General features: G+C 67.3%; 17 protein-coding genes and 1 riboswitch. Of the genes, 10 read left to right on the top strand and 7 right to left on the bottom strand.

Annotated elements, in window-relative coordinates; genetic code table 11:
- Window positions 1-189 precede the first annotated feature (189 nt).
- From ACVOMM_RS17330 to metX, 3 genes are read right to left on the bottom strand one after another with little or no spacing between them, the layout of a single operon-like run.
- Window positions 190-1,257 (bottom strand): homoserine dehydrogenase family protein, encoded by a 1,068-nt coding sequence (locus ACVOMM_RS17330; protein ID WP_481526553.1) that lies wholly within the window; start codon window positions 1,255-1,257, stop codon window positions 190-192.
- A complete protein-coding gene (locus ACVOMM_RS17335; RefSeq protein ID WP_053519885.1) occupies window positions 1,254-2,489 on the bottom strand; it encodes an O-succinylhomoserine (thiol)-lyase in 1,236 nt (411 codons plus the stop codon). Before ACVOMM_RS17335 ends, ACVOMM_RS17330 begins: the two co-directional genes overlap by 4 nt.
- On the bottom strand, window positions 2,486-3,517 hold the full coding sequence (gene metX, locus ACVOMM_RS17340; RefSeq protein ID WP_053519886.1) for a homoserine O-succinyltransferase MetX: 1,032 nt from the start codon (window positions 3,515-3,517) through the stop codon (window positions 2,486-2,488). The genes ACVOMM_RS17335 and metX overlap by 4 nt, the downstream gene beginning before the upstream one ends.
- 77 nt (window positions 3,518-3,594) lie before the next feature.
- Window positions 3,595-3,713: riboswitch (SAM riboswitch) on the bottom strand.
- A gap of 135 nt (window positions 3,714-3,848) precedes the next feature.
- Between metX and ACVOMM_RS17345 the strand changes: the two genes are divergently transcribed.
- From ACVOMM_RS17345 to ACVOMM_RS17360, 4 genes are all read left to right on the top strand, one after another.
- Window positions 3,849-4,733 (top strand): M23 family metallopeptidase, encoded by an 885-nt coding sequence (locus ACVOMM_RS17345; RefSeq protein ID WP_481526554.1) that lies wholly within the window; start codon window positions 3,849-3,851, stop codon window positions 4,731-4,733.
- Window positions 4,734-4,799: 66 nt separating this feature from the next.
- Window positions 4,800-6,404 (top strand): peptide chain release factor 3, encoded by a 1,605-nt coding sequence (locus ACVOMM_RS17350; protein ID WP_065174802.1) that lies wholly within the window; start codon window positions 4,800-4,802, stop codon window positions 6,402-6,404.
- 113 nt (window positions 6,405-6,517) lie between these two features.
- On the top strand, window positions 6,518-7,156 hold the full coding sequence (trhA, locus tag ACVOMM_RS17355; RefSeq protein ID WP_053519889.1) for a PAQR family membrane homeostasis protein TrhA: 639 nt from the start codon (window positions 6,518-6,520) through the stop codon (window positions 7,154-7,156).
- An 85-nt stretch (window positions 7,157-7,241) separates the two neighbouring features.
- A complete protein-coding gene (locus ACVOMM_RS17360) occupies window positions 7,242-9,215 on the top strand; it encodes an AsmA family protein (RefSeq protein WP_481526555.1) in 1,974 nt (657 codons plus the stop codon).
- 294 nt (window positions 9,216-9,509) lie between these two features.
- Here ACVOMM_RS17360 and ACVOMM_RS17365 read toward each other — a convergent pair whose 3' ends face one another.
- From ACVOMM_RS17365 to mtgA, 3 genes are read right to left on the bottom strand one after another with little or no spacing between them, the layout of a single operon-like run.
- Window positions 9,510-9,941 carry a CBS domain-containing protein gene (locus tag ACVOMM_RS17365; protein ID WP_053520201.1) on the bottom strand — a complete coding sequence of 144 codons (432 nt, stop codon included), beginning with the start codon at window positions 9,939-9,941 and terminating at the stop codon, window positions 9,510-9,512.
- Complete coding sequence (locus ACVOMM_RS17370) at window positions 9,901-10,920, bottom strand: glycosyltransferase family 2 protein (RefSeq protein ID WP_065174800.1); 1,020 nt, start codon at window positions 10,918-10,920, stop codon at window positions 9,901-9,903. The genes ACVOMM_RS17365 and ACVOMM_RS17370 overlap by 41 nt, the downstream gene beginning before the upstream one ends.
- Window positions 10,921-10,965: 45 nt before the next feature.
- A complete protein-coding gene (gene mtgA / locus ACVOMM_RS17375) occupies window positions 10,966-11,715 on the bottom strand; it encodes a monofunctional biosynthetic peptidoglycan transglycosylase (protein ID WP_053520199.1) in 750 nt (249 codons plus the stop codon).
- 77 nt (window positions 11,716-11,792) lie between these two features.
- On the opposite strand from mtgA, the gene hslO reads away from it, so the two are divergent.
- The 3 genes from hslO to ACVOMM_RS17390 all read left to right on the top strand — a co-directional run bounded on the left by hslO (window position 11,793) and on the right by ACVOMM_RS17390 (window position 16,781).
- Complete coding sequence (gene hslO, locus ACVOMM_RS17380) at window positions 11,793-12,686, top strand: Hsp33 family molecular chaperone HslO (RefSeq protein WP_180876610.1); 894 nt, start codon at window positions 11,793-11,795, stop codon at window positions 12,684-12,686.
- A 117-nt stretch (window positions 12,687-12,803) separates the two neighbouring features.
- Window positions 12,804-13,652 carry an XOO1806 family protein gene (locus tag ACVOMM_RS17385; protein WP_128990771.1) on the top strand — a complete coding sequence of 283 codons (849 nt, stop codon included), beginning with the start codon at window positions 12,804-12,806 and terminating at the stop codon, window positions 13,650-13,652.
- 384 nt (window positions 13,653-14,036) lie between these two features.
- Complete coding sequence (locus tag ACVOMM_RS17390; RefSeq protein WP_065174797.1) at window positions 14,037-16,781, top strand: TonB-dependent receptor; 2,745 nt, start codon at window positions 14,037-14,039, stop codon at window positions 16,779-16,781.
- 139 nt (window positions 16,782-16,920) lie between these two features.
- Here ACVOMM_RS17390 and ACVOMM_RS17395 read toward each other — a convergent pair whose 3' ends face one another.
- Window positions 16,921-17,523, bottom strand: coding sequence for a TetR/AcrR family transcriptional regulator (locus tag ACVOMM_RS17395; RefSeq protein ID WP_053520195.1), 603 nt, complete (start codon window positions 17,521-17,523; stop codon window positions 16,921-16,923).
- 141 nt (window positions 17,524-17,664) lie between these two features.
- Here ACVOMM_RS17395 and ACVOMM_RS17400 point away from each other — a divergent pair, with 141 nt between their 5' ends.
- The 3 genes from ACVOMM_RS17400 to ACVOMM_RS17410 all read left to right on the top strand — a co-directional run bounded on the left by ACVOMM_RS17400 (window position 17,665) and on the right by ACVOMM_RS17410 (window position 21,598).
- Complete coding sequence (locus ACVOMM_RS17400; RefSeq protein ID WP_065174796.1) at window positions 17,665-18,582, top strand: alpha/beta fold hydrolase; 918 nt, start codon at window positions 17,665-17,667, stop codon at window positions 18,580-18,582.
- Window positions 18,579-21,056, top strand: coding sequence for an acyl-CoA dehydrogenase (locus ACVOMM_RS17405; protein WP_065174795.1), 2,478 nt, complete (start codon window positions 18,579-18,581; stop codon window positions 21,054-21,056). The genes ACVOMM_RS17400 and ACVOMM_RS17405 overlap by 4 nt, the downstream gene beginning before the upstream one ends.
- Window positions 21,057-21,130: 74 nt before the next feature.
- Window positions 21,131-21,598, top strand: a complete 468-nt coding sequence (locus ACVOMM_RS17410) for a hotdog fold domain-containing protein (protein ID WP_065182618.1) — start codon at window positions 21,131-21,133, stop codon at window positions 21,596-21,598.
- Window positions 21,599-22,025 lie beyond the last annotated feature (427 nt).

The following is a 22,025-nucleotide window of genomic DNA, read 5'->3' on the forward strand; positions in this document are numbered from 1 at the left end:
CCCCCCCCGCGCCCCCCCCCGCCCCTGGGTGGTGGGTGCCGAGGCCCCCCCCCCCGGGCCCCCCCCCGGGCCCCCCCCCCCCCCCCCCGCCCCCCCCCACCCTATCCCCGCGCCCGCGGCCCCCCCCCCGGCGAGCGCAGCGGTACGGATAACACCGGGCCATGCCCGGCGGGCGCAGCGGGACGCTGCTCATCCCACGATGCGCAGCACGTCATCCAGCAATGCGGCAGCAGTGACTTCCGCGCCCGCTCCCGGCCCCTGGATCAGCAACGGCTGGGTGCGATAGCGGTCGCTGTGGATGGCGACGCGGTTGTCGGTGCCCGCCCCCTGCGCCAGTGGATGATCGGCCGGCAGTTCACGCAGCCCCACCTGTGCGCCCTCAGCGTCGACCCGGCCGACGAAGCGCAGCACACGGCCGCTGTCCGTCGCCTGCTGCCAGCGCGCCTGCAGCGGTGCGTCCAGCTGCTCCAGTTCGGCCAATGCGTCGTCCAGCGGCAGCGCAGCCAACGCCGAGGGCACCAGTGAATCCACGTGCACCTGTGCGGCATCCAGCGCCAGTCCGCTGCTGCGCGCCAGAATCAGCAGCTTGCGCCGCACATCCTCGCCGGACAGATCCAGGCGCGGATCCGGTTCGGTGTAACCCGCGGCCAGCGCCTCGCGCACTGCAGCCGAGAACGGCGAACGGCCGTCATAGCGATGGAACAACCAGGCCAGGGAACCGGACAACACCCCCTCGATCGCGTGGATGTGATCCCCCCCGGCCACCAGCGCGCGCAGGCTGCTCAACAGCGGCAGTCCCGCCCCCACGGTGGCACTGTCGCCGTACCGGGCGCCGCTGTCGGCGCAGCTCTCGGCGATGGCCTTCGCGCGTGACAGCTGCCCGCCCCGGCCCAGCTTGTTGGCCGTCACTACATGCACCCCGCGCGCCAGCCACTGCGCATGGCGGGCGGCCACGTCTTCGCTGGCGGTGGCATCAACCACCACATCGCCACGCTCCAGCCCTTCGGCACCGGCCCACGGTGGCACGCTCTGGCCGCCACGCGGTGCGCGCCGCGCCAGTTCGAGCGGCAGGGCCAGATCGCGGTCAATGGCCAGCGCAGTACGCGAGTTGGCCAGCCACTGCACGCTGGGCAGTTCCAGGCCGCGCGCCTGCAGGGCCTGGTAGCGCTGCACGAACGCAGAGCCCACCGTCCCGGTGCCCAGCAGTGCCAGGCGACCGCCGCCCAGCGCCGGAATCTCGGCAGCCAGCGCGCTCATGCGTCCACCACCTGTTTGCGACGTGCGGCAGCGTCGATCACCGCTTCGGCGCGGGCTAGCGCCGCACCCAGATCGGCCAGCAGGTCGCGCTCGGCCTCGATGCCGACCGACAGGCGCAGCAGCCCTTCGCTGATGCCAGCTGCAGCACGCGCCTCAACGCTCATCGCTGCGTGGGTCATGGTCGCCGGATGCGCGACCAGGCTTTCCACGCCGCCCAGCGATTCGGCCAGGGTGAAGCAGCGCAGTCCATCGACAAACGCGCGCACGGCAGCGTGCGGATCCTCGCCGGCGCAGTCGGCCAGCTCGAACGACAGCATCGCGCCGAAGCCGCTCTGCTGGCGTGCGGCGATGGCATGACCGGGATGGTCGGCCAGGCCGGGGTAATACACCCGGGCCACGGCGGGGTGCGCGTCCAGCAGCGCGACGATCGAGGCCGTGTTCTCCTGGTGCACACGCAGGCGTGCATCCAGCGTGCGCAGGCCGCGCAGAGTCAGGAAAGCATCGAAGGGAGAGCCGGTCAACCCGAGTGCGTTGCCCCACCACACCAGCTGTTCGTGCAGCGCGGGATCACGTGCGATCACCGCACCGCCGACGACATCGCTGTGGCCGTTGATGTACTTGGTGGTCGAATGCAGCACCAGGTCGGCACCGAAGGAGAGCGGCTGCTGCAGCGCCGGCGACAGGAACGTATTGTCGACCGCCACCAGCGCCCCGGCCTTGTGCGCCGCCTCGATGACGAAGCGCAGGTCGGTGATGCGCAGCAGCGGGTTGGACGGGGTTTCCACCAGCACCAGCCGTGGCTGGGTGGCCAGGGCCTGCGCCAGCGTGCGCGGGTCGGTGAGGTCGGCGGTGACCAGTTCGAAATGCCCCTTCTTCGCCAGCGCGTTGAACAGGCGCCAGCTGCCGCCGTAGGCATCGTGCGGTACCACCAGCGTGTCGCCCGGCTGCAGCAGGGCATTCAGCACCAGGTTGATGGCGCCCATGCCGGTAGCGGTGACCACGCCACCGGCTCCGCCTTCCAGTTCGGCCAGTGCTTCGCCCAGCAGGTCGCGCGTCGGGTTGCCACTGCGCGTGTAGTCGTACTGGCGCTTGTTGCCGAAGCCTTCGAAGCTGAAGTTCGACGACAGCACGATCGGTGGAGTGACCGCGCCATGGGCGGTGTCACGATCGATGCCGGCGCGGACGGCGGCAGTGGTGCGACAACAGGACGGCTCGGCGGCGTGCAGGCTCATGCGGACTCTCCAGAAGTGCGGAAGGCGGTAGCGAGGATCGCGTCGATGCGATCGGTTTCTTTGAGGAAGGCGTCGTGGCCGTATGGGGAGCGCAGCACGCGCAGGCTGCCGCGCGGACCCAGCCCCTCGACCAGACCGACCAGGTCGGCCAACGGCACCAGCCGATCGCCTTCCACGGCCACCACCACGGTTGGCGGCAGGATGGCGGTGGGATCCACGCGGTGCAGGTCGATCGATTCGGACAGGCGCAGGTAGGCGGTCACCGGGGTGCGCGCGACGTACTGCGCGCCCGCCGCGTCGAGGTAGTCCTCGGCGGCCACACGGACGCGGCCGTTGACCACCTCGGGCGGAGCGTCGAAGCGCTCGCCGAACTCTTCCGGCGTGCGGTAGCTGAGCATCGCGAACTGCCTGGCCAGTGCCAGGCCATGGTCTTCGCCGCATTGCAGCTGTCCCAGGGCGACCGCCCGGCGCTGCAACGCACGCCACGCCGCGGCATAGGGGTGCGGACGATGCGCACCACTGGCCAGCACCAGCTGGCGCACGCGGGCGCGATGGCGGACAGCGAACTGCTGCCCGACCAGGGCGCCATAGGAGTAGCCGACAAACGCCTTCAGTGTGCGGATGCCCAGGTGATCCAGCAGCAGGGCCAGCGCGTCTGCCTGGTCGGCCGTGTCGATCGGCACGTCCAGCGCGCCATCCGCACCGATGAAGTCGAACGCCAGAACGCGCAGCTGCTGCGGATCGAGCGTGCGGCCACTGCCGACCAGTTCCTCGGCCCAGCCCTTCTCGGCGAACTGCGCGTTGGACGCCACATGGCGATGGGCGGAGATGCCGCCAGCCAGTACCACCACCGGTGCATCGACCGGTCCCACCCATTCGTAGCGAACGCGTACCGGGCACGCGCCGGCGTGGCGCATCGACAGCACCGCGGCGAACTCGCCGCGCTCGGCGTGCACGCGGTCTTCGACCGGCACGCTGACGGGGACAAAGGGTTCGGGGCGAAGCGTGGTGCTGGGGGCGAAGCTCATGGCGGGATCCGTTAGGGGAATCGGCCATCGAGCCTTCGCGGGGCTCGCGTTCGAGATGCACCTGCGGTGCATGGTTCGAACCATCTTCCGGTGGACGCCACGGTCCCCGCAGGATTTGGCACCTACGCCGGCACTTGCGCGCCTGCGGGCTGCCCCGGCTTCAAAGGGCCTGTCCCTCTGCCGGTCTCGATGGTGGAGCCACGATGCCATCGCCTTCCGCCCATGTCAATCCCTTCATGCGGATAAAGCGATGAATGCCCGGAGCGATCGCTGCGGCCCACCTTTCGCGGATCAGGTACAGTCGCGGCGGTCCCCCTGTCCGGAACGCCCGATGCCGCGCCTGCCCTTGTCCTGCCTGCTGCTGCCGCTGCTGGTCAGCACCACCGCCGGAGCTGCCGACTGGCGGCAGGGCTGGGGCCTGGTGCCCTCACCGGCCCCCGCCCCCGGCACGCAGGGCATCGGCCAGGCGGTCCCCATGGCGCAGCTGCGGCTGCAGCAGGTGGGCGAGTACTGGCAGGCCCGGATCGACAACACCCTGGCCGGCCCATTACAGGTTGAACTGCGCGCTGGCCCCGGGCGCCCCATCGAGGGCCTGCCGGTACGGTCGCTGGTGCAGGGCGACAGCAGCTTCGTGATCGGTCACCTGCCCTCGCCCGTGGGCGGCAGCACGCTCGACGTACGCCTGCAGTCGGTACCGGGCCGTCCCGACGCCCGCGCCGAAGACGTGGCCTACCGCCTGCCGTTCGACGCCGCACGCCTGCGCGTGGACCAGGCGCCGCAGGGCCGGTTCAGCCACGATGACGAGGAGAACCGCGACGCCGTGGACTTCGCCCTGCCCGAGGCGACGCTGGTGCTGGCCGCGCGCGAGGGAACCGTGATGCAGATCCAGGACGGCTTCCGCGGCAACGGCCAGGACCGCGAGCGCGACGGCGGCAGGGCGAATTTCATCCGTGTCCTGCACAGCGACGGCAGCATGGCGCTGTACGGCCATCTGCAGGCAGGCGGCATGCGCGTGCGTCGTGGCCAGGCCGTGCAGGCCGGACAGCCGATCGGCCTGTCCGGCAACAGCGGCTACAGCAGCGCCCCGCACCTGCATTTCGTGGTGCAGGTCAACCGCGGCATGGCGCTGCGCTCGGTACCCGTGCGCATCTTCGCCTCCCAGGGACAGCTGCAGTTCGCCCGCCAGGGTGATGCCGAGGGCGCGGCCGGGCGCTGACCGGCCACGGCCGGTATAATCAGGCGCTTATCTCTTTGAAAAGCGCCCCGGGCGGGCGCCACTGCCATGTCCGAAGTCGCCACCGAAGCGTCGCGTCGCCGCACCTTCGCCATCATCTCCCATCCTGACGCCGGCAAGACCACGCTGACCGAAAAGCTGCTGCTGTTCGGAGGCGCGATCCAGATGGCCGGTTCGGTCAAGGGCCGCAAGGCGGCCCGCCATGCCACCTCGGACTGGATGGCGCTGGAGAAGGAACGCGGCATCTCCGTCACCTCCTCGGTGATGCAGTTCCCGTACGAAGGCAAGATCGTCAACCTGCTCGACACCCCCGGCCACGCCGACTTCGGCGAGGACACCTACCGCGTGCTGACCGCGGTGGACTCGGCACTGATGGTGATCGACGTGGCCAAGGGCGTGGAAGAGCGCACCATCAAGCTGATGGAAGTGTGCCGCCTGCGCGACACCCCGATCATGACCTTCATCAACAAGCTGGACCGCGAGGGCAAGGATCCGATCGAACTGCTGGATGAAGTGGAAACCGTGCTGGGCATCCAGTGCGCGCCCGTCACCTGGCCGATCGGCATGGGCCAGCGCCTGAAGGGCGTGGTCCACCTGCTGACCGGCGAGGTGCACCTGTACGAACCGGGTCGCAACTTCACCCGCCAGGATTCGACCATCTTCCCGTCGATCGACGCTCCCGGCCTGGCCGAGAAGATCGGCGCACAGATGCTGGCCGACCTGCGCGATGAACTGGAGCTGGTGCAGGGCGCCAGCCATCCGTTCGACCTGCAGGCCTATCGCGAGGGCAAGCAGACGCCGGTGTTCTTCGGTTCGGGCGTGAACAACTTCGGCGTGCAGCCCCTGCTGGACTTCTTCGTCGAGCACGCGCCATCGCCGCAGGCACGCGCCACCACCGGCCGCGAGATCGCCCCGGAAGAGAGCAAGCTGACCGGCTTCGTGTTCAAGATCCAGGCCAACATGGACCCGCAGCACCGCGACCGCGTCGCCTTCATGCGGGTGTGCTCGGGCCGCTTCAGCGCGGGCATGAAGACCTTCCACGTGCGCACCGGCAAGGAGATGAAGCTGGCCAACGCCCTGACCTTCATGGCCAGCGACCGTGAAATCGCAGCCGAGGCCTGGCCGGGCGATGTGATCGGCATCCACAACCACGGCACCATTTCCATCGGCGATACCTTCACCGAAGGCGAGGCCGTCACCTTCACCGGCATCCCCAACTTCGCCCCGGAGCTGTTCCGCCGTGCGCGCCTGCGCGATCCGCTCAAGCTCAAGCAGCTGCAGAAGGGCCTGGCCCAGCTCTCCGAAGAGGGCGCGACCCAGTTCTTCCGGCCGCTGACCAGCAACGATCTGATCCTGGGTGCGGTGGGCGTGCTGCAGTTCGACGTGGCCGCTTACCGCCTGAAGGACGAGTACGGCGTGGAAGCCACCTTCGAGCCGGTCAGCGTCACCACGGCGCGCTGGATCCACTGCAGCAACGAGAAGAAGCTGGAAGAGTTCCGCGAGAAGAACGCACTGAACCTGGCGCTGGACGCCGCCGGCCATCTGGTCTATCTCGCGCCGACCCGGGTCAACCTGCAGCTGGCACAGGAGCGCGCGCCCGACGTGCGCTTTGCCGCCACCCGCGAGGCCGCGCACACCCTAACCGCTGGCTGAATCCGGCCAGTCAGGACATCGGACTTCCGTGTGGAGGCGGGCGTGCATGCGCCCGCCATCGCGGCGATGATAGGGGGGCGCGGGTCCCCCTCCCCGCGAATGATGCCTACGCCATGTCCTCGACTTCCGTTGCTTCGATCCGCGAAGAAATCGCCAGTGCGCTGACCCACGGTCTCGGCGCCGTACTGGCGCTCGGTGCGGGTGCCGTGCTGATCACCCTGGCCGCCATCTACGGCGATGGCTGGCAACTGGCAGGTGCGATCGTGTTCGGCATCGCGCTGCTGCTGCTGTACACCGCCTCCACCCTCTACCACGCCATCCAGCATCCGGTTGCCAAGGGCAGGCTGAAGGTCTTCGACCACTGCGCGATCTATGTACTGATCGCCGGTACCTATACGCCGTTCACGCTGATCGGCCTGCGTGGCCCGTGGGGCTGGGGTCTGTTCGCCGCGATCTGGACGCTGGCCCTGGCCGGCGTGGTGTTCAAGCTGTTCTATACCGGCCGCTTCAAGCGCCTGTCTACCGCCATCTACGTGGCCATGGGCTGGCTGGTGATCGTCGCGGTCAAGCCCATGCTGGCCTCCATCGATGGCTGGACGCTGGGCTGGCTGCTGGCCGGAGGTATCTCCTACACGCTGGGGACCTACTTCTATCACCGCGAATCGATCCCCTATTCGCATGCGATCTGGCACCTGTTCGTGATCGGCGGGAGTGTCTGCCACTTCGTCGCGGTGACCATGCAGGTGCTGTAGAGAGCCGTGCCACACGCGTTCCTGTGCACACCGCGCACATGAACGCTTCGCGCTGCGTCCACCCGCGCAGGGCAACCATGGCAGCGTGAATGCGACTGCCTCCCCTGCTCCGCCGCGTCCGTCGCGCTGGCGCTTCCGCCGCCCTGGCCCGCGAGGCCAGCGCTGGCTGGCGGTGCTGGTGTTCCTGCTGGCGGCCATCCTGGTATTGATCGCGCTCTGGGACTGGAACTGGTTCAAGGGGCCGGTCGAGCGGGCGGTACAGGCGCGGACCGGCCGCGTGCTGCAGATCGGCCACCTGGATGTCGACCTCGGCCGTACCAGCACGATCCGCGCCGACACCGTCACGTTCGCCAATGCGTCATGGGCGAAGCAGCCGAACATGGCCAGTGCCGACCGGGTCGAAATCGACCTGCGGGTGTGGCCCCTGCTGCGGGGCAGCGTGCAGCTCCCCGAGATCCGCCTGACCCGTCCCGACGTGCTGCTGGAAACCGCCCCACGCAAGGGCGAGCCGGGCAACTGGGATTTCCTGGGTGACAGCCGCGGCGGCGCCACGCCCCAGCTCAAGCGGCTGCGTATCGATGACGGCCGCCTGCAGTTCATCGACGCGGCGGGTCGCACCGACATCCATGTCAATGTGCGTAGTGGCCGGCCCAGGCAGGCGGATGCCGCGCCGCCCCTGCTGGTGCAGGGCAAGGGTCGTTGGCAGGGCAATCCTTTCACCCTTCGCGGCGGCACCGAATCTCCGCTGGAACTGACCGACAGCCATCATCCCTTCCGCATCCATCTTGATGGGCGTGCAGGTGCCACCCATGCCGTCGCCCATGGCACCCTGACCAATCCCTTCCAGCTGCAGGTGCTCGACCTCGCTTTCGCGCTCAGTGGCCAGGATCTGGCCGACCTGTATCCCCTGCTGGGCATCGCCATTCCGCCTTCGCCGCCCTATGCCCTGGAGGGGCGCCTGAAGCGCGACCATAACGTGTGGCGCTACGAGCAGTTCACCGGCAAGGTCGGCGACAGCGATCTCGGCGGCAATGTGAAGTTCGAAACAGGTGGTGCGCGCCCGCGCCTGACGGCCACGCTGGAGTCCCGCCGGCTGGACTTCGACGACCTGGCCGGCTTTGTCGGCGCCCCGCCCAGAACCGGTGGCGGCGAGACCGCCAACGCCGAGCAGAAGGCCGAGGCCGCACGCGTGGCGGCGCGTACCAGGGTGCTGCCGGACACGCCGTACAATCTCGGCAAGCTGCGCGCGATGGATGCCGATGTGCGCTGGAAGGCACATCGCATCAACGCACCATCGCTGCCGCTTGACGATATGGATGCGCATCTGCTGCTGGACGATGGCGTGCTGCGGCTGGACCCGCTGAACTTCGGTGTGGCCGGTGGTGACATCCGCAGCACGATCCGCATGGATGCGCGGCAGCCGCAGATCGCCACCGCGCTCAAGGCCAGCGTGCGCGGCGTGCAGCTGGGACAACTGTTCCCGGATGCGAAGCTGGCCGAGCAGGCCAAGGGCGGCATCGGTGGCGAAATCGACCTCAGCGGCCGCGGCAACTCGATCGCCGCCATGCTGGGCAGCAGCAATGGCGATGTGGGCCTGGCAATGGGACGTGGCCACGTCGGCAATCTGGTGATGGAACTGGCCGGGCTGGACATCACCGAGGCAGTCAAGTTCCTGGTGACCGGCGACAAGCAGATTCCGCTGCGCTGCGCCTTTGCCGACTTCGGCGTACGCGAGGGATTGATGACCAGCCGCACGTTCGCCGTCGATACCACCGACACGCTGATTCTCGGCGAAGGCACCGTCAGCCTGCGCGATGAGTCGCTGGACCTGCTGCTGAAGCCACGGCCGAAGGACCGCAGCATCCTCGTGCTGCGCTCGCCGCTGCACATCGCGGGAACGTTCAAGGATCCTTCGTTCCGCCCGGACTTCAAGGCGCTCGGCGTCCGCGGTGCGGTCGCCCTGGCGCTGGGAAGCATCGCGCCACCGGCCGCACTGCTGGCCACGATCGAACTGGGCCCCGGCAAGGACGCCGACTGCGGCGGGCAGTACGCGAAGTAGGCACGTTTGTTGGATCGCGAATTGAGGGGCGCGCGGAACGACAAAGTGTTGCCAACCCAGATTGGCCGCTACCCACCGCGCTCGCCGCAATGTATCCAGAAGCGGAGGGCATGGCCGTGCAGGACCGTTGGCGCCATGGATGGCGCCATCGAGCCCCCATGGATGGGTTTACGGCGTGTCCTGCACGGCCATGCCCTCCGCCTTCCGGCGCATCAGCAAGGCACCGCTTTGGCTTTGGCTTTGGCTTTGGCTCCGAACAGCGGGCCGGCGGGCCGCAGGCCCGCCAGCGAAAACTCATCCCGCCACGATGTACTGCTGCAGCTGGTCCAGCTCGCGGCGCTGTGCATCGATCACCGACTTCACCAGATCGCCGATGGAAATCACGCCCAGCACTTGTCCCCCCTCCACCACCGGCAGATGGCGGATACGGTAATCGGTGACCAGCTGCAGGCAATGTTCGACCTGTTCGCCGGGCGCCACCGTCACCACCTTCGCAGTCATGATCTCGGCTACCGCCGTATCGCGTGAGGAACGATCGCGCAGGACGATCTTGCGGGCGTAATCACGTTCGGACAGGATGCCGACCAGTCGCGGCCCTTCCATCACCAGCACCGCACCGATGCCCTTCTCGGCCATCAGCCGGATCGCATCGATCACCGCCGCGCCGGGCGCGACCGCATGCACTTCAGGGGACTTGCCGTCCAACAGTTGCCGTACCGACGTCATCTGCCTGCCCTCCCAGGGTGGGTTGCACGACGGAGTCTGCCACGGACGATGCTAGCCAGGCGTCAACCAGGTACAGGGGACGCTGCTTGGACTCCTCATACAGGCGCCCCAGGTACTCGCCGATCAGGCCCAGCGCGATCAGCTGCACGCCGCCCAGGAACAGGATCACCGCCATCATCGTCGGCCAGCCCGCCACGCGGTCGCCGTACATCGCGGCCTTCACGATCACCCAGACACCGAACACGAAGGCCACCGCCGCAGTGGCCAGGCCCAGATAGGTGGCCGCGCGCAGCGGCACGGTGGAGAAACCGGTGATGCCTTCCAGCGCGAAGTTCCACAGCCGCCACAGGCTGAACTTGCTGCTGCCGGCCACCCGCGGGTGGCGCTGGTACGGCACCGCCACCCGGCGGAAGCCAACCCAGCTGAAAAGCCCCTTCATGAAACGGTGACGCTCACGCATTTCACGCAACGCGCTCAGCGCGCGTGGCGACAGCAGGCGGAAGTCCCCGGTATCGGCGGGAATCGGCGTGCGCGACAGGCGGCCGATCACCCGGTAGAACATCGCCGCGGTCGCACGCTTGACCCAGCTCTCGCCCGCGCGCGCCCGGCGCGTGCCATAGACGTTGTCATAACCCTCGCGCCACCGCGCCACGAACTGCGGCAGCAGTTCCGGTGGATCCTGGCCGTCGGCATCGAGAATCATCGCCGCACCCTCGCGGACGAGATCCAGCCCGGCGGTCAGCGCGGCCTCCTTGCCGAAATTGCGCGACAGCTTCAGCGCCGACACGCGTGGCTCGGACTGCGCCAGCGCGGCGATCACCTCCCAGGTTCCGTCCTGGCTGCCGTCGTCAACGTAAAGGATGTGGCCATCGATGTCCGGCATCGCATCCAGTACCGCGCACAGGCGCGGGTGCAGTACCGGCAGCGCCAGAGCTTCGTTGCAGGCGGCAATGACGACGGTGAGGCGTTCACGGATCATGCCCGGATTGTACGTCGCCAGTGCGGAGCGGCGCAGACGCCCGCCTCAGTCCTCGGCCAGGTACGCAGCGCCGCCCAGCTGCCGGGCCTGGCGCTGGATCCACGCGGCGCGACGCTGTACGTAGGGACCGGGCGAGGCCGCGCTGTAGCGCCGCGGTGCCGGCAACACGGCCGCCAACCGCGCGCTCTCGGCCGGGCTGAGGCGCGCGGCGTCCTTGCCCCAGAAGGTCTTCGCCGCCGCCTGCGCACCGTACACGCCGTCACCGAACTCGGCGATGTTCGCGTACATCTCCAGGATCCGCTGCTTGGGCCACAACGTTTCGATCAGCACCGTGTACCAGACCTCCAGGCCCTTGCGGATCCAGCTGCGGCCCTGCCAGAGGAACAGGTTCTTGGCCACCTGCTGGCTGATGGTGCTGGCCCCGCGCAGCCGGCCGCCCCGCGCGTTGTGGTCACGCGCCTTCTCGATGGCCTGCAGATCGAACCCACTGTGTTCGGGGAAACGCTGGTCCTCGGCCGCCACCAGCGAAATCGGCAGGCTCGGCGCCATCTGGTCCAGATCCCGCCACTGGTAGTGCAGCCGGTAGGCCCAGTCGCCCGCACCCAGCGCCTCCCCGTAGCGCCACAGCATCACGCTGGAAATGGGCGGATCCACGAAGCGCAGCACCAGCACCTGCAGGCAGCTGAAGGCCACGAACAGCACCGGCAGCCACAGCAGCCGCTTCCAGTGCCAACGCCGGCGGCGCGGAACGTCCCCGGCCACCTTCACCTTGTCCTGCTCTCCCCCTGCCCCCATTAGTGGTGCATCCTTCTTCTGCCTGGCTGTCGGCGCATTATCCGGCAACCACCCCTGTTTCCGCGCGATGTGAGCCGATGACCGCCCAACCTGATTCCCTGATCCGCTTCCTGCTTCCCGACGCGGGTGTCCGCGGCGTACACGTGCGCCTGCAGGCCACCTGGCAGGAAATCCTGTCCCATGCCCATTACCCGGACGCCGCAGCCGAGCTGCTCGGCGAAGCCTGCGTGGCCTCGGCGCTGTTCACCGGCCACACCAAGGTCGACGGCCGCCTGTCCATCCAGCTGCGCAGCAGCACGACCCTGCGCACGCTGTTCGCCGAATGCACCGCCGCCGGCACCCTGCGCGGCATCGCCCAGCTCAGCGAGGGCGCCGACGCGCCGCGCGACCTGTCCAGCCTGGGCGATGACGCCCTCCTCGCCATCACCATCGAGAACCCCGGGCTGGACCCGCGCGAACCGCAGCGCTACCAGAGCCTGGTCGGGCTCAGCGCCGCGGAACTGGACGAGGCCTTCGAGGACTACTTCCGGCAGTCCGAGCAGTTGCCGACGCGACTGCTGCTGGCCGCCGACCGCACGGGGGCCAGCGGCCTTCTGCTGCAGAAACTGCCCGGCGACGAGGGCGACGAAGATGGCTGGTCACGCGCCAGTGCCCTGTTCGAGACCCTGGGCAGGGCCGAACTGCTCGCTACTCCCGCCGAGCAGCTGCTGCACCGCTTGTTCCATGAGGAGAACCCGGAGCTGATGGGCAGCAAGCCACTGTCCTTTGCCTGCTCCTGCTCGCGCGAGCGGGTCGCCTCGATGCTGCAGTCGCTGGGCGAGGAAGAGGCGCGGGCGGCGGCCGAAGCCACCGGCGAGGTCGAAGTCCGCTGCGAATTCTGCGGACGGGAGTATCACTTCCCGTTGACGGAGTTCGGCATACTGTTCCACGGTGCCGAGGGGGCTGTTCCGGCACCTGAACGCCTTCAGTAAGCGGCGGGTCTTGCACCTGGGGAGGATCAAGGCTTGTTAAGAAATCATAAACACCCTAGGATCGAGTCCCCGCCCCTGCGGGAACTTCCGTTGTCTGTCCCTGTCTGAACTGGTCCGATGCGTACCTATCTGCGTCTACCGCTGGCCCTGCTGATCGCCCTTGGCGCGGTCGCGGGCGCGCATGCGCAGAGCAAGGACACCCGCACGGTGCTGCCGGTGTGGAACAAGGGCAGCGGCAAGGTCGAAGCCCTGCTCTACCTGGAACCCACCGGTGAGCAGGCCGCCGGCGCCCGCTGGCATTTCGGCCGCAATTCGCTGGATGCGGCCTTTGGCTTGTCGTCGGGCGACTCGCTGGGCCTGCTCTGCAGCAACAGCAGCAGTACCAGCATCAGCGGTCTGGCCAGCCACTGCATGCTGGCCAGCCTGGGCGACGACGATGACCTCAGCAGCCGCCGCTTCACCGGCACGGCTGCCCTGAACCGGGGCAGCAGCCGCCTGGGCATCACCGCCGGTACCGGTCGCGAAACACTGCCCGCCTGGCTGGCCGGCCCGAACAAGACGCCGTCCCTGCGTGCCGAGCAGAACGACCTGACCGTGTTCGCGCAGAAGAACATCGGCCGCGAAGGATTCGTGTCCATCGCCGGCACCTACGCCAAGGCACGCCTGGTTCCGCTGGCCGATGCCTCGCCGGCCCTGGTCGATCGCTGGGACAGCAAGAGCCTCAGCCTCGGCGCCGGTTACGGCAACTTCACCGGCAGCATCATCGGCCGCGTGGTCGACGTGCCCGGCCGCCCTGGCAAGTGGGAAGGTCTGGGCATCGGCCTGACCTGGCGGACGCCGTGGTCCGGCCAGCTCACCGTCGGCGCCGAGAACGTGATCAGCCGCGGCAAGAACCCCTTCTCTCCACGCAACGAGAGCAACGACGACGGCACCGTGCCGTATGTGCGTTACGAGCAGGATCTCTGACCGCTCGCACCTCCCTCATGCAGTGACATCGCGGGCGCCGGAAGGCGCCCGTTGCGTTTGCGTGTGCCGCACTCCCTCTGCGCCCCTCCGGCGCTGTCGCAATGTGTGCGTTTCTCGCCGCCGCGACATGTTTCGATACATATCAATGGAAACTTTTTTCATCATTTTTTTTTAACAAACGAGGCGCCATGCCACAAACCCTACTGCAAGCCGTTGAAAAGTATTGACATTCCATGAATTTACACAAATCACAGCTTTGATTAACACAGCTTTAATTCTTTGCAGGCGCCCGCTACTATCGGCTCAGCCTCGCGATTTGGAAGCGCACTTTCGCTTCCCCGCCGGGCATAACCCCAGCCAAGATTTCTTGGAGAGAGAGAGCCAATGAATTTCCAGTCCAACAAGCTGCGTGACGCTGTTGTCGTCGCGCTGATCGCGGGTGCGGCCACGTCCGTAACCGCCCAGGCGCAGGAAGCGACCAACCTGGATCGCATTTCGGTGACCGGTTCGCGCATCAAGAGCACCGACATCGAAACCTCGCAGCCGGTCCTGAGCCTGACCCGCGCCGATATCGAAAAGCAGGGTGTGACCTCGGTTGCCGATATCCTGCAGCGCGTCGCCGCCAACGGTGCCGCACTGAACCGCACCTTCAACAACGGTGGTGACGGTTCGGCCGGCGTCAGCCTGCGCAACCTCGGCGCCGAGCGCACCCTGGTGCTGGTCAACGGCCGTCGCTGGACCACCGGTCTGGACGGCAGCGTCGACCTGAACACCATCCCGACCGCGATGATCGAGCGCATCGACGTCCTGAAGGACGGCGCTTCGACCATCTACGGTTCGGATGCCATCGCCGGCGTGGTGAACATCATCACCAAGCAGAACTTCGACGGCGCCGAGGCAAACTTCTACAAGGGCCAGTACAGCCAGGGCGACGGCGATCGTGAAGCCTATGACTTCACCATCGGCACCACCACCGACCGTGCGTCGCTGGTGCTGGGTGCGTCCTACGTGAACGAGAAGGAGGTCATGGCCGGCAATCGCAAGATCTCCGCTGGCGGCCCGCCGTTCTTCAGCGGCCAGAGCGGCACCGGCATCCCGGGCTCCTACGTCCGCAATGATCAGCGCTACGTCATCATCAATGGCGTGGAAACCCCGTTCGTCAGCAACGTGCACGGCTACAACACCGCGCCGGACAACTACCTGCTGACCCCGAACGAGCGCACCTCGCTGTTCGCTGTGGGTTCGTACAACATCACGGACAACATCTCCTTCCGCACCGAGGCGATGTACAACGAGCGCAAGTCCGAGCAGCTGCTGGCGGCCATGCCGGTGACGGGCATGACGCTCAGCGCGGACAGCATGTACAACCCGTACGGCCAGGACCTGACCGGCGTGAACCGTCGTTTCAATGAAACCGGCGGCCGTTCGTTCAACCAGAACGTCAAGAACTGGCACTTCTACGGTGGCTTTGAAGGCTTCTTCGAGTTCGCCGACCGCAACTTCGACTGGGATGTCGGCTACCGCTACGACAAGACCGACCAGAACGACCTGACCTACGGCCTGTTCAACATCCAGCGTCTGGATGAGGCGTATGGTCCGTCGGCGCTCCGCGATGGCCAGGCTGTCTGTCTGACCGCAGGCGGAGCCGTCATTCCGGGCTGCGCACCGATCAATCCGCTGGGTGGCGAAGGTTCGATCTCGCAGGCGGCACTCGACTACACCTCGTTCACCGCGCACGATTCGGCCAGCCTGGTGTCGAAGAGCTACTACGCCAACATCTCCGGTGAGATCGTGCAGCTGCCGGCCGGTGCGCTGGGCTTCGCTGCCGGTTATGAGAACCGCAGGGAAAGCGGCCAGTTCGACCCCGACGCCTTCATCGCAGCGGGCCTGAGCACCGGCAACGGCGCTGCGCCGACCAAGGGTGCTTACGACCTGGACGAGTTCTACCTGGAACTGTCGATCCCGGTCCTGGCCGATCTGCCGGGCGCGCAGCTGCTGGACTTCAGCGTGGCGACCCGTTACTCGGACTACAGCAACTTCGGTAACACCACCAACAACAAGTTCGGTTTCCGCTGGAAGCCGATCGAAGACCTGATGGTGCGTGGTAACTATTCCGAAGGCTTCCGCGCTCCGAGCATCAACAACCTGTACCGCGGCGACACCGATTCGTTCGAGACCTACGCCGACCCGTGTGCCCGGGCCAACAACCCGACCGGCGCAGTGCTGGCGCAGTGTATCGCCCAGGGCGTTCCGGCGAACTTCGTCCAGCCGAACACCGATGGCGAGTCTGGCCCGCTGCAGACCGTCGAGCCGTTCACCTGGAAGTCGAACCCGGATCTGAAGCCGGAAACCTCGACCAGCAAGACGCTGGGCCTGGTGTGGAGCCCGAGCTTCGTCTCCGGCCTGAACGTGACCCTGGACTGGTGGCAGATCAAGATCGAAGACGCCATCACCCGCCCGGCGATCGGCGACATCATGGATCGTTGCTACGGTGGTACCGCGCAGCAGCAGGCAGCCTACTGCGGTCTGATCACGCGTGACCCGAACTACGGCACCATCAACGAGCGCTACACCATCACCAACGTCGACATGCCGCTGATGAACCTGGCGTCGTACAAGGTGGAGGGCTGGGATCTGGGCGTGCTGTACAAGCTGCCGGAAACCTCGTTCGGCCAGTTCACCGTCAGCCTGGACGGCACCTACCTGAGCAAGTGGGAGACCAAGTCGACCGAAGATGCTCCGGTTGATGGCCGTCAGGGCCGCTATCTGGACCAGGATCCGTACTGGCGCGTCCGTTCCAACCTGTACGTCGACTGGTCCTACGGTGACTTCGGTGTCAACTACGGCCTGCGCTACAAGTCGGGCATGACCGAAGACTGCCTGCTGGGCGCATCCACCCGTGCCTACTGCTCGGATCCGGAAGGTCGCAAGAACCACATTGGTGCCACCACGTACCACGACATCCAGGTGCGCTACAACACCCCGTGGAAGGGCACCATCATGCTGGGCCTGAACAACGCGTGGGACAAGGATCCGCCGGTCTCGTACACGGTGTCCTACAACATGTTCGACCCGCAGTACGACCTGCCGGGCCGCTACATGTACATGCAGTACAAGCAGAAGTTCTGATCGGTTGATCGATCGATGACTGCAGCAACGGCCCCGCAAGGGGCCGTTGTTCTTTCTGCACTGCCGGCGCGTACCACCCTGCACCGGCAACAAAAAAGCCGCGATCAGGTCGCGGCTTTTTCGTGGGCAACGGAAACCGTCAGCCGTTCGGAATGAGCGTCTCGATCAGGTGTTCGACATAGGCCTCGAAATCCTCCCGCGCCTGCTTCGGCTGCTGCAGCTGCAGCGACAGCTGCAGGAAGCCCACATAGGCCGCATAGGCCAGGCGCGCACGATGGCGTGCGTCGGTGGAGCTCAGGCCTGCCTGACGGAACGAGGCGATGAGGTAATCGAGGCGACGCTGCGAAACGCGGTCGATCACCGGCCGCACCATCGGATGGTCCAGCGCCTTCAGCAGCTCGCTGTAGATGATATGCGGCTGCACTTCGTGCGCCACCATCTGGAACAGCTGACGCAGGCGCGCGCGCGGATCCGGCACGTCTTCCAGGCTGCCGAACACCTGCTCCTGCTCGAACAGCTCCCACCGCTCCAACGCCGCCTGCAGCAGTGCGTCGCGCGAGGGGAAATGCCAGTAGAAGCTGCCCTTGGTGACGCCGAGGCGCCGCGCCAGCGGTTCCACCGCGACGGCACCCACGCCTTGTTCAGCAATCAGATCGAGGGCCGCCTGGGCCCAGTCTTCGGCGCTCAGGCGGCTGTTGCGGCCGGCGCGCGGTTCGCCGGCAGAAGCGTCAGGTTGATTCATGGAGTGATTTAACCATACGGCGGGGTTCGTTGCAGTACGCGGATGCAGCCGAAGGGCTCCGCTATGCAGACCGGCCACCTGACGCGCCGCACCATACCATGCAGTATTGACATCCCCCGCAACCGATCCATACTAGCAAGTATGGTTACTTCCCCCACACCCGTTGCGTTCCACGACCTGCGTCTGGAAGCCGCGCACGGCACACGGCTGGCCGCCACGGCCAGCGATCACGGCCGCCGCGGCCGGGTGCTGTTCGCCCACGGTTTCGGGCAGACCCGGCATGCCTGGAACGCCACGGCCCGCGCGCTGTCTGCTGCCGGCCTGCAGACGCTGGCCTACGACGCCCGCGGTCACGGCGATTCGGACTGGAATGCCGCCGACCTGCCCTATCACGGCGAGCAGTTTGCCGACGACCTGATCGTGCTGGCCGGCGAACAGCCGCGCCCGCCGGTGCTGGTCGCCGCCTCGATGGGCGGCCTGTTCGGCCTGCTGGCCGAATCGCGCTGGCCGGGCCTGTTCTCGGCGATGGTGCTGGTGGACATCACCCCGCGCTGGGATACCGCGGGCGTGGAGCGCATCCTCGCCTTCATGACCGCCCATCCCGATGGCTTCGCCTCGCTGGCCCAGGCCGCCGACGTGATTTCCGCCTACATGCCGCATCGGCCTCGCAAATCCGAGCAGTCGCTGCGCGCGCTGCTGCGCGAGGATGGTCACGGCCGCTGGCGCTGGCACTGGGATCCGCGCCTGGTCGCCGAGCTGGCCCGCGACAGCGAGCAGCACCAGGATGCGCTGGCCGATGCCGCGCGGCAGGTGAAGTGCCCGATGCTGCTGGTCAGTGGGGGTCGCAGTGACCTGGTCACGCCGCAGACCGTGGCCGAATTCCTGGCGCTGGCCCCGCACGCGCGCCACGTGCAGTTGCCGCAGGCCACGCACATGGTCGCCGGCGACGACAACGACGCCTTTACCGCTACTGTGTTGGACTATCTGGACGTGTTGCCTGCGGTGGACGCCGCAGCTTCGTCCGTCACAAACGAGCACGTCACCGGAGCACGCTCATGAGCATCGTTCTTCCCTTCCTTGCCCTGCTGCTGGCAGGTGCATTCGCCGCCTACCACCGCATGCGGCTGGTCACCTGGACGCTGATCAGCGCCGCGCTGCTGGTCGCCTGCTGGTTCATCCCCTACGTCAACCAGACCGCCACGATCGTCGCCGCCGCCGTGCTGGCCGTGATCGCTGTACCGCTGCTGCTGCCGTTCATCCGCAAGCCGCTGCTGACCGGTCCGATGATGAAGGTGTTCCGCAAGGTACTGCCGCCGCTGTCGCAGACCGAGCGCATCGCACTGGAAACCGGCTCGGTCGGTTTTGAAGGCGAGCTGTTCACCGGCGATCCGGACTGGAACATCCTGCTCAACTATCCCAAGCCGCAGTTGACCGCCGAGGAGCAGGCCTTCCTCGACGGCCCGGTGGAAGAGCTGTGCCGGATGGTCAACGACTGGGAGATCACCCACGTCCACGCCGACCTGCCGCCGGAGCTGTGGGCCTTCATCAAGAAGAACAAGTTCTTCGGCATGATCATCCCGAAGGAATACGGCGGCCTGGGCTTCTCCGCGCTGGCCCACCACAAGGTGATCCAGAAGCTGGCCTCGGTATCCTCGGTGGTCAGCTCGACCGTCGGCGTGCCGAACTCGCTGGGTCCGGGCGAACTGCTGGTGCATTACGGCACCCAGGAGCAGAAGGACCAGTACCTGCCGCGTCTGGCCGACGGTCGTGAAGTGCCCTGCTTCGGCCTGACCGGCCCGTTTGCCGGCTCCGATGCCACCTCGATTCCCGACTACGGCATCGTCTGCCGGGGCGAATGGAATGGCGAGCAGGTGCTGGGCGTCAGGCTGACGTTCGACAAGCGTTACATCACCCTGGCTCCGGTCGCATCGCTGATCGGTCTGGCCTTCCGCATGTACGACCCGGATGGCCTGATCGGCGAGACCCGCGACATCGGCATCACTCTGGGCCTGCTGCCGCGCGATACCGCCGGCGTCGAGATCGGCCGCCGCCACTTCCCGCTGAACTCGACCTTCCAGAACGGCCCGATTCGCGGCAAGGACGTGTTCATCCCGCTGACCCAGCTCATCGGCGGCGCTGCCATGGCCGGCAAGGGCTGGAACATGCTCAACGAATGCCTGGCCGTGGGCCGTTCGATCACGCTGCCGTCCACCGCCAGCGGTGGCGCCAAGGCCGGCGCTGCGGTGACCGGCGCCTACGCGCGCATCCGCAAGCAGTTCGGCCTGTCGGTCGGCCGCTTTGAAGGCGTGGAGGAAGCACTGGCCCGTATCGGCGGCAAGGCCTACAAGATCAGCGCGCTGTCGCAGGCCACGGCTGCCGCCGTCGACCGCGGCGACGTGCCATCGGTACCGTCGGCGATCGCCAAGTACCACTGCACCAGCATGAGCCGCGAGGTGATCTCGGACGTGATGGATGTCATCGGCGGCAAGGGCATCATCCTCGGCCCGCGCAACTTCGCCGGCCGCAGCTGGCAGGCTGCGCCGATCGCGATCACCGTGGAAGGCGCCAACATCATGACCCGCAGCCTGCTGATCTTCGGCCAGGGTGCGATTCTCTGCCACCCGTGGGTGCTGAAGGAGATGAAGGCTGCACAGGATCCGGATACCCGTGCCGGCCTGCAGGAATTCGACCGCAGCCTGTTCGGCCACATCCGCTACGGCATTTCCAACGCCGTGCGCTCGTTCTGGTTCGGCCTGACCGGCGCCCGCTTCGGTGCCGCCCCGGGCGATGCCTACACCCGCCGTTACTTCCGCAAGCTGGACCGCTATTCGGCCAATCTGGCGCTGATGGCCGACATCTCGATGATGACGCTCGGCGGCAAGCTGAAGTTCAAGGAATCGCTCTCCGGCCGCCTGGGCGATGTGCTGAGCCACATCTACATGACCAGCGCCATGCTCAAGCGCTACCACGATGAGGGCGCACCGCAGGCCGACCAGCCGCTGCTGGCGTGGGCCTTCCATGACAGCGTGCACAAGATCGAAGAATCGCTGTCGGCCGCCCTGCGCAACTTCCCGATCCGTCCGATCGGCTGGCTGATGTGGGCACTGATCTTCCCGCTGGGCCGCCGCGCCGAAGCACCGGGTGATCGCCTGAGCCGTCGCGTCGCCGCTCTGCTGATGGCGCCGAACGAAGCGCGCGACCGCCTGGCACAGGGTGTGTTCCTGACCCCGTGCGAGAACAACCCGGGCGGCCGCATCAACAGCTATCTGGCCAAGGCCATCATGGCCGAGCCGGTGGAGCGCAAGTTCCTGAAGGCGCTGAAGAGCAAGGGCATCGAGGCGCTGGACTTCCAGAGCCAGCTGGACGAAGCCGTGGCCGAAGGTGTGATCACCCAGGACGAGCGCACGCTGCTGGAAGAGCTGCGCACGCTGACCCTGGACACCATCACCGTGGACGACTTCGACACCCACGAACTGCGCGCGGCCAGCTACTACGACCGCCAGCACAAGGACCCGCACTCGCAGGCCGCCTGATCGCCCGCGACACGCGTTGCCTCGACGGCGGGCCTCGGCCCGCCGTCGCTTTATCCGCCCAACGGAATCCCACCATGTCCACGCCCCTGCTCTCGCTCTACAACCGCCTGCAGCGCTGGCCTGCCGGCACCTGGCTGTTCTCGCGCGCGGTGTGCTTCAAGGCGCCCTACTTCGCCAGCATCGCGCCGCGCATCACCCGCCTGGAAAACGGCCGCTGCGAAGGTACGCTGGCGGACCGACGCAGGGTGCGCAACCACATCGGCACGGTGCACGCGATCGCGATGTGCAATCTGGCCGAACTGACGGCCGGGCTGATGGTTGATGCATCACTGCCGAAGGGCATGCGCTGGATCCCCAAGGGCATGCAGGTGCAGTACCTGGCCAAGGCACGCGGCACGCTGCAGGCGGTGGCACTGCCGGCGCAGCCGATCGTGGTCGCGGCCCAGGGCTATGCGCTGCCGGTGACGGTGAGCGTGCGCGACCGTGCAGGGACCGAAGTGTTCAGCGCGGTCATCGACATGTGGATGTCGCCGGCCAAGTGAGGTTCCGGCCAACGGCGCCGCCCCTCGTGGGTTGGTCGCGGCATGCGGTTATCGGTTGGGCCGGATGGGTCGAGCCAGGCGGGGACGCCGTGAACCCATCCCTGGGGGCTTAGCCGCGCCAACCATGGCGCGGATACCCCGCCCGGCCCGACCCATCCGGCCTCTGACAGATCTGTGCGGCGTCCAACCCACGCAGAAGAAAAAAGAAGAGCAGAAGCAAAAGCAGCCCATCGGCCGCTTTTGCTGTTGGTGTTGCTGTTTGCTCTTTTTTTTCTTCTCCGTGGGCTGGACGCCCGCGGAAACTGTCAGGGGCCGGGGGGGGGGGGGGGGGGGGGGGGGGGGGGGGGGGGGGGGGGGGGGGGGGGGGGGGGGGCGGCCGGGCCGCGGCGGCGGGGGGGGCCGGCGCCCCCCCCCCCCCCCCCCCCCC

It is taken from the genome of Stenotrophomonas sp. STEN009 (assembly GCF_056760395.1).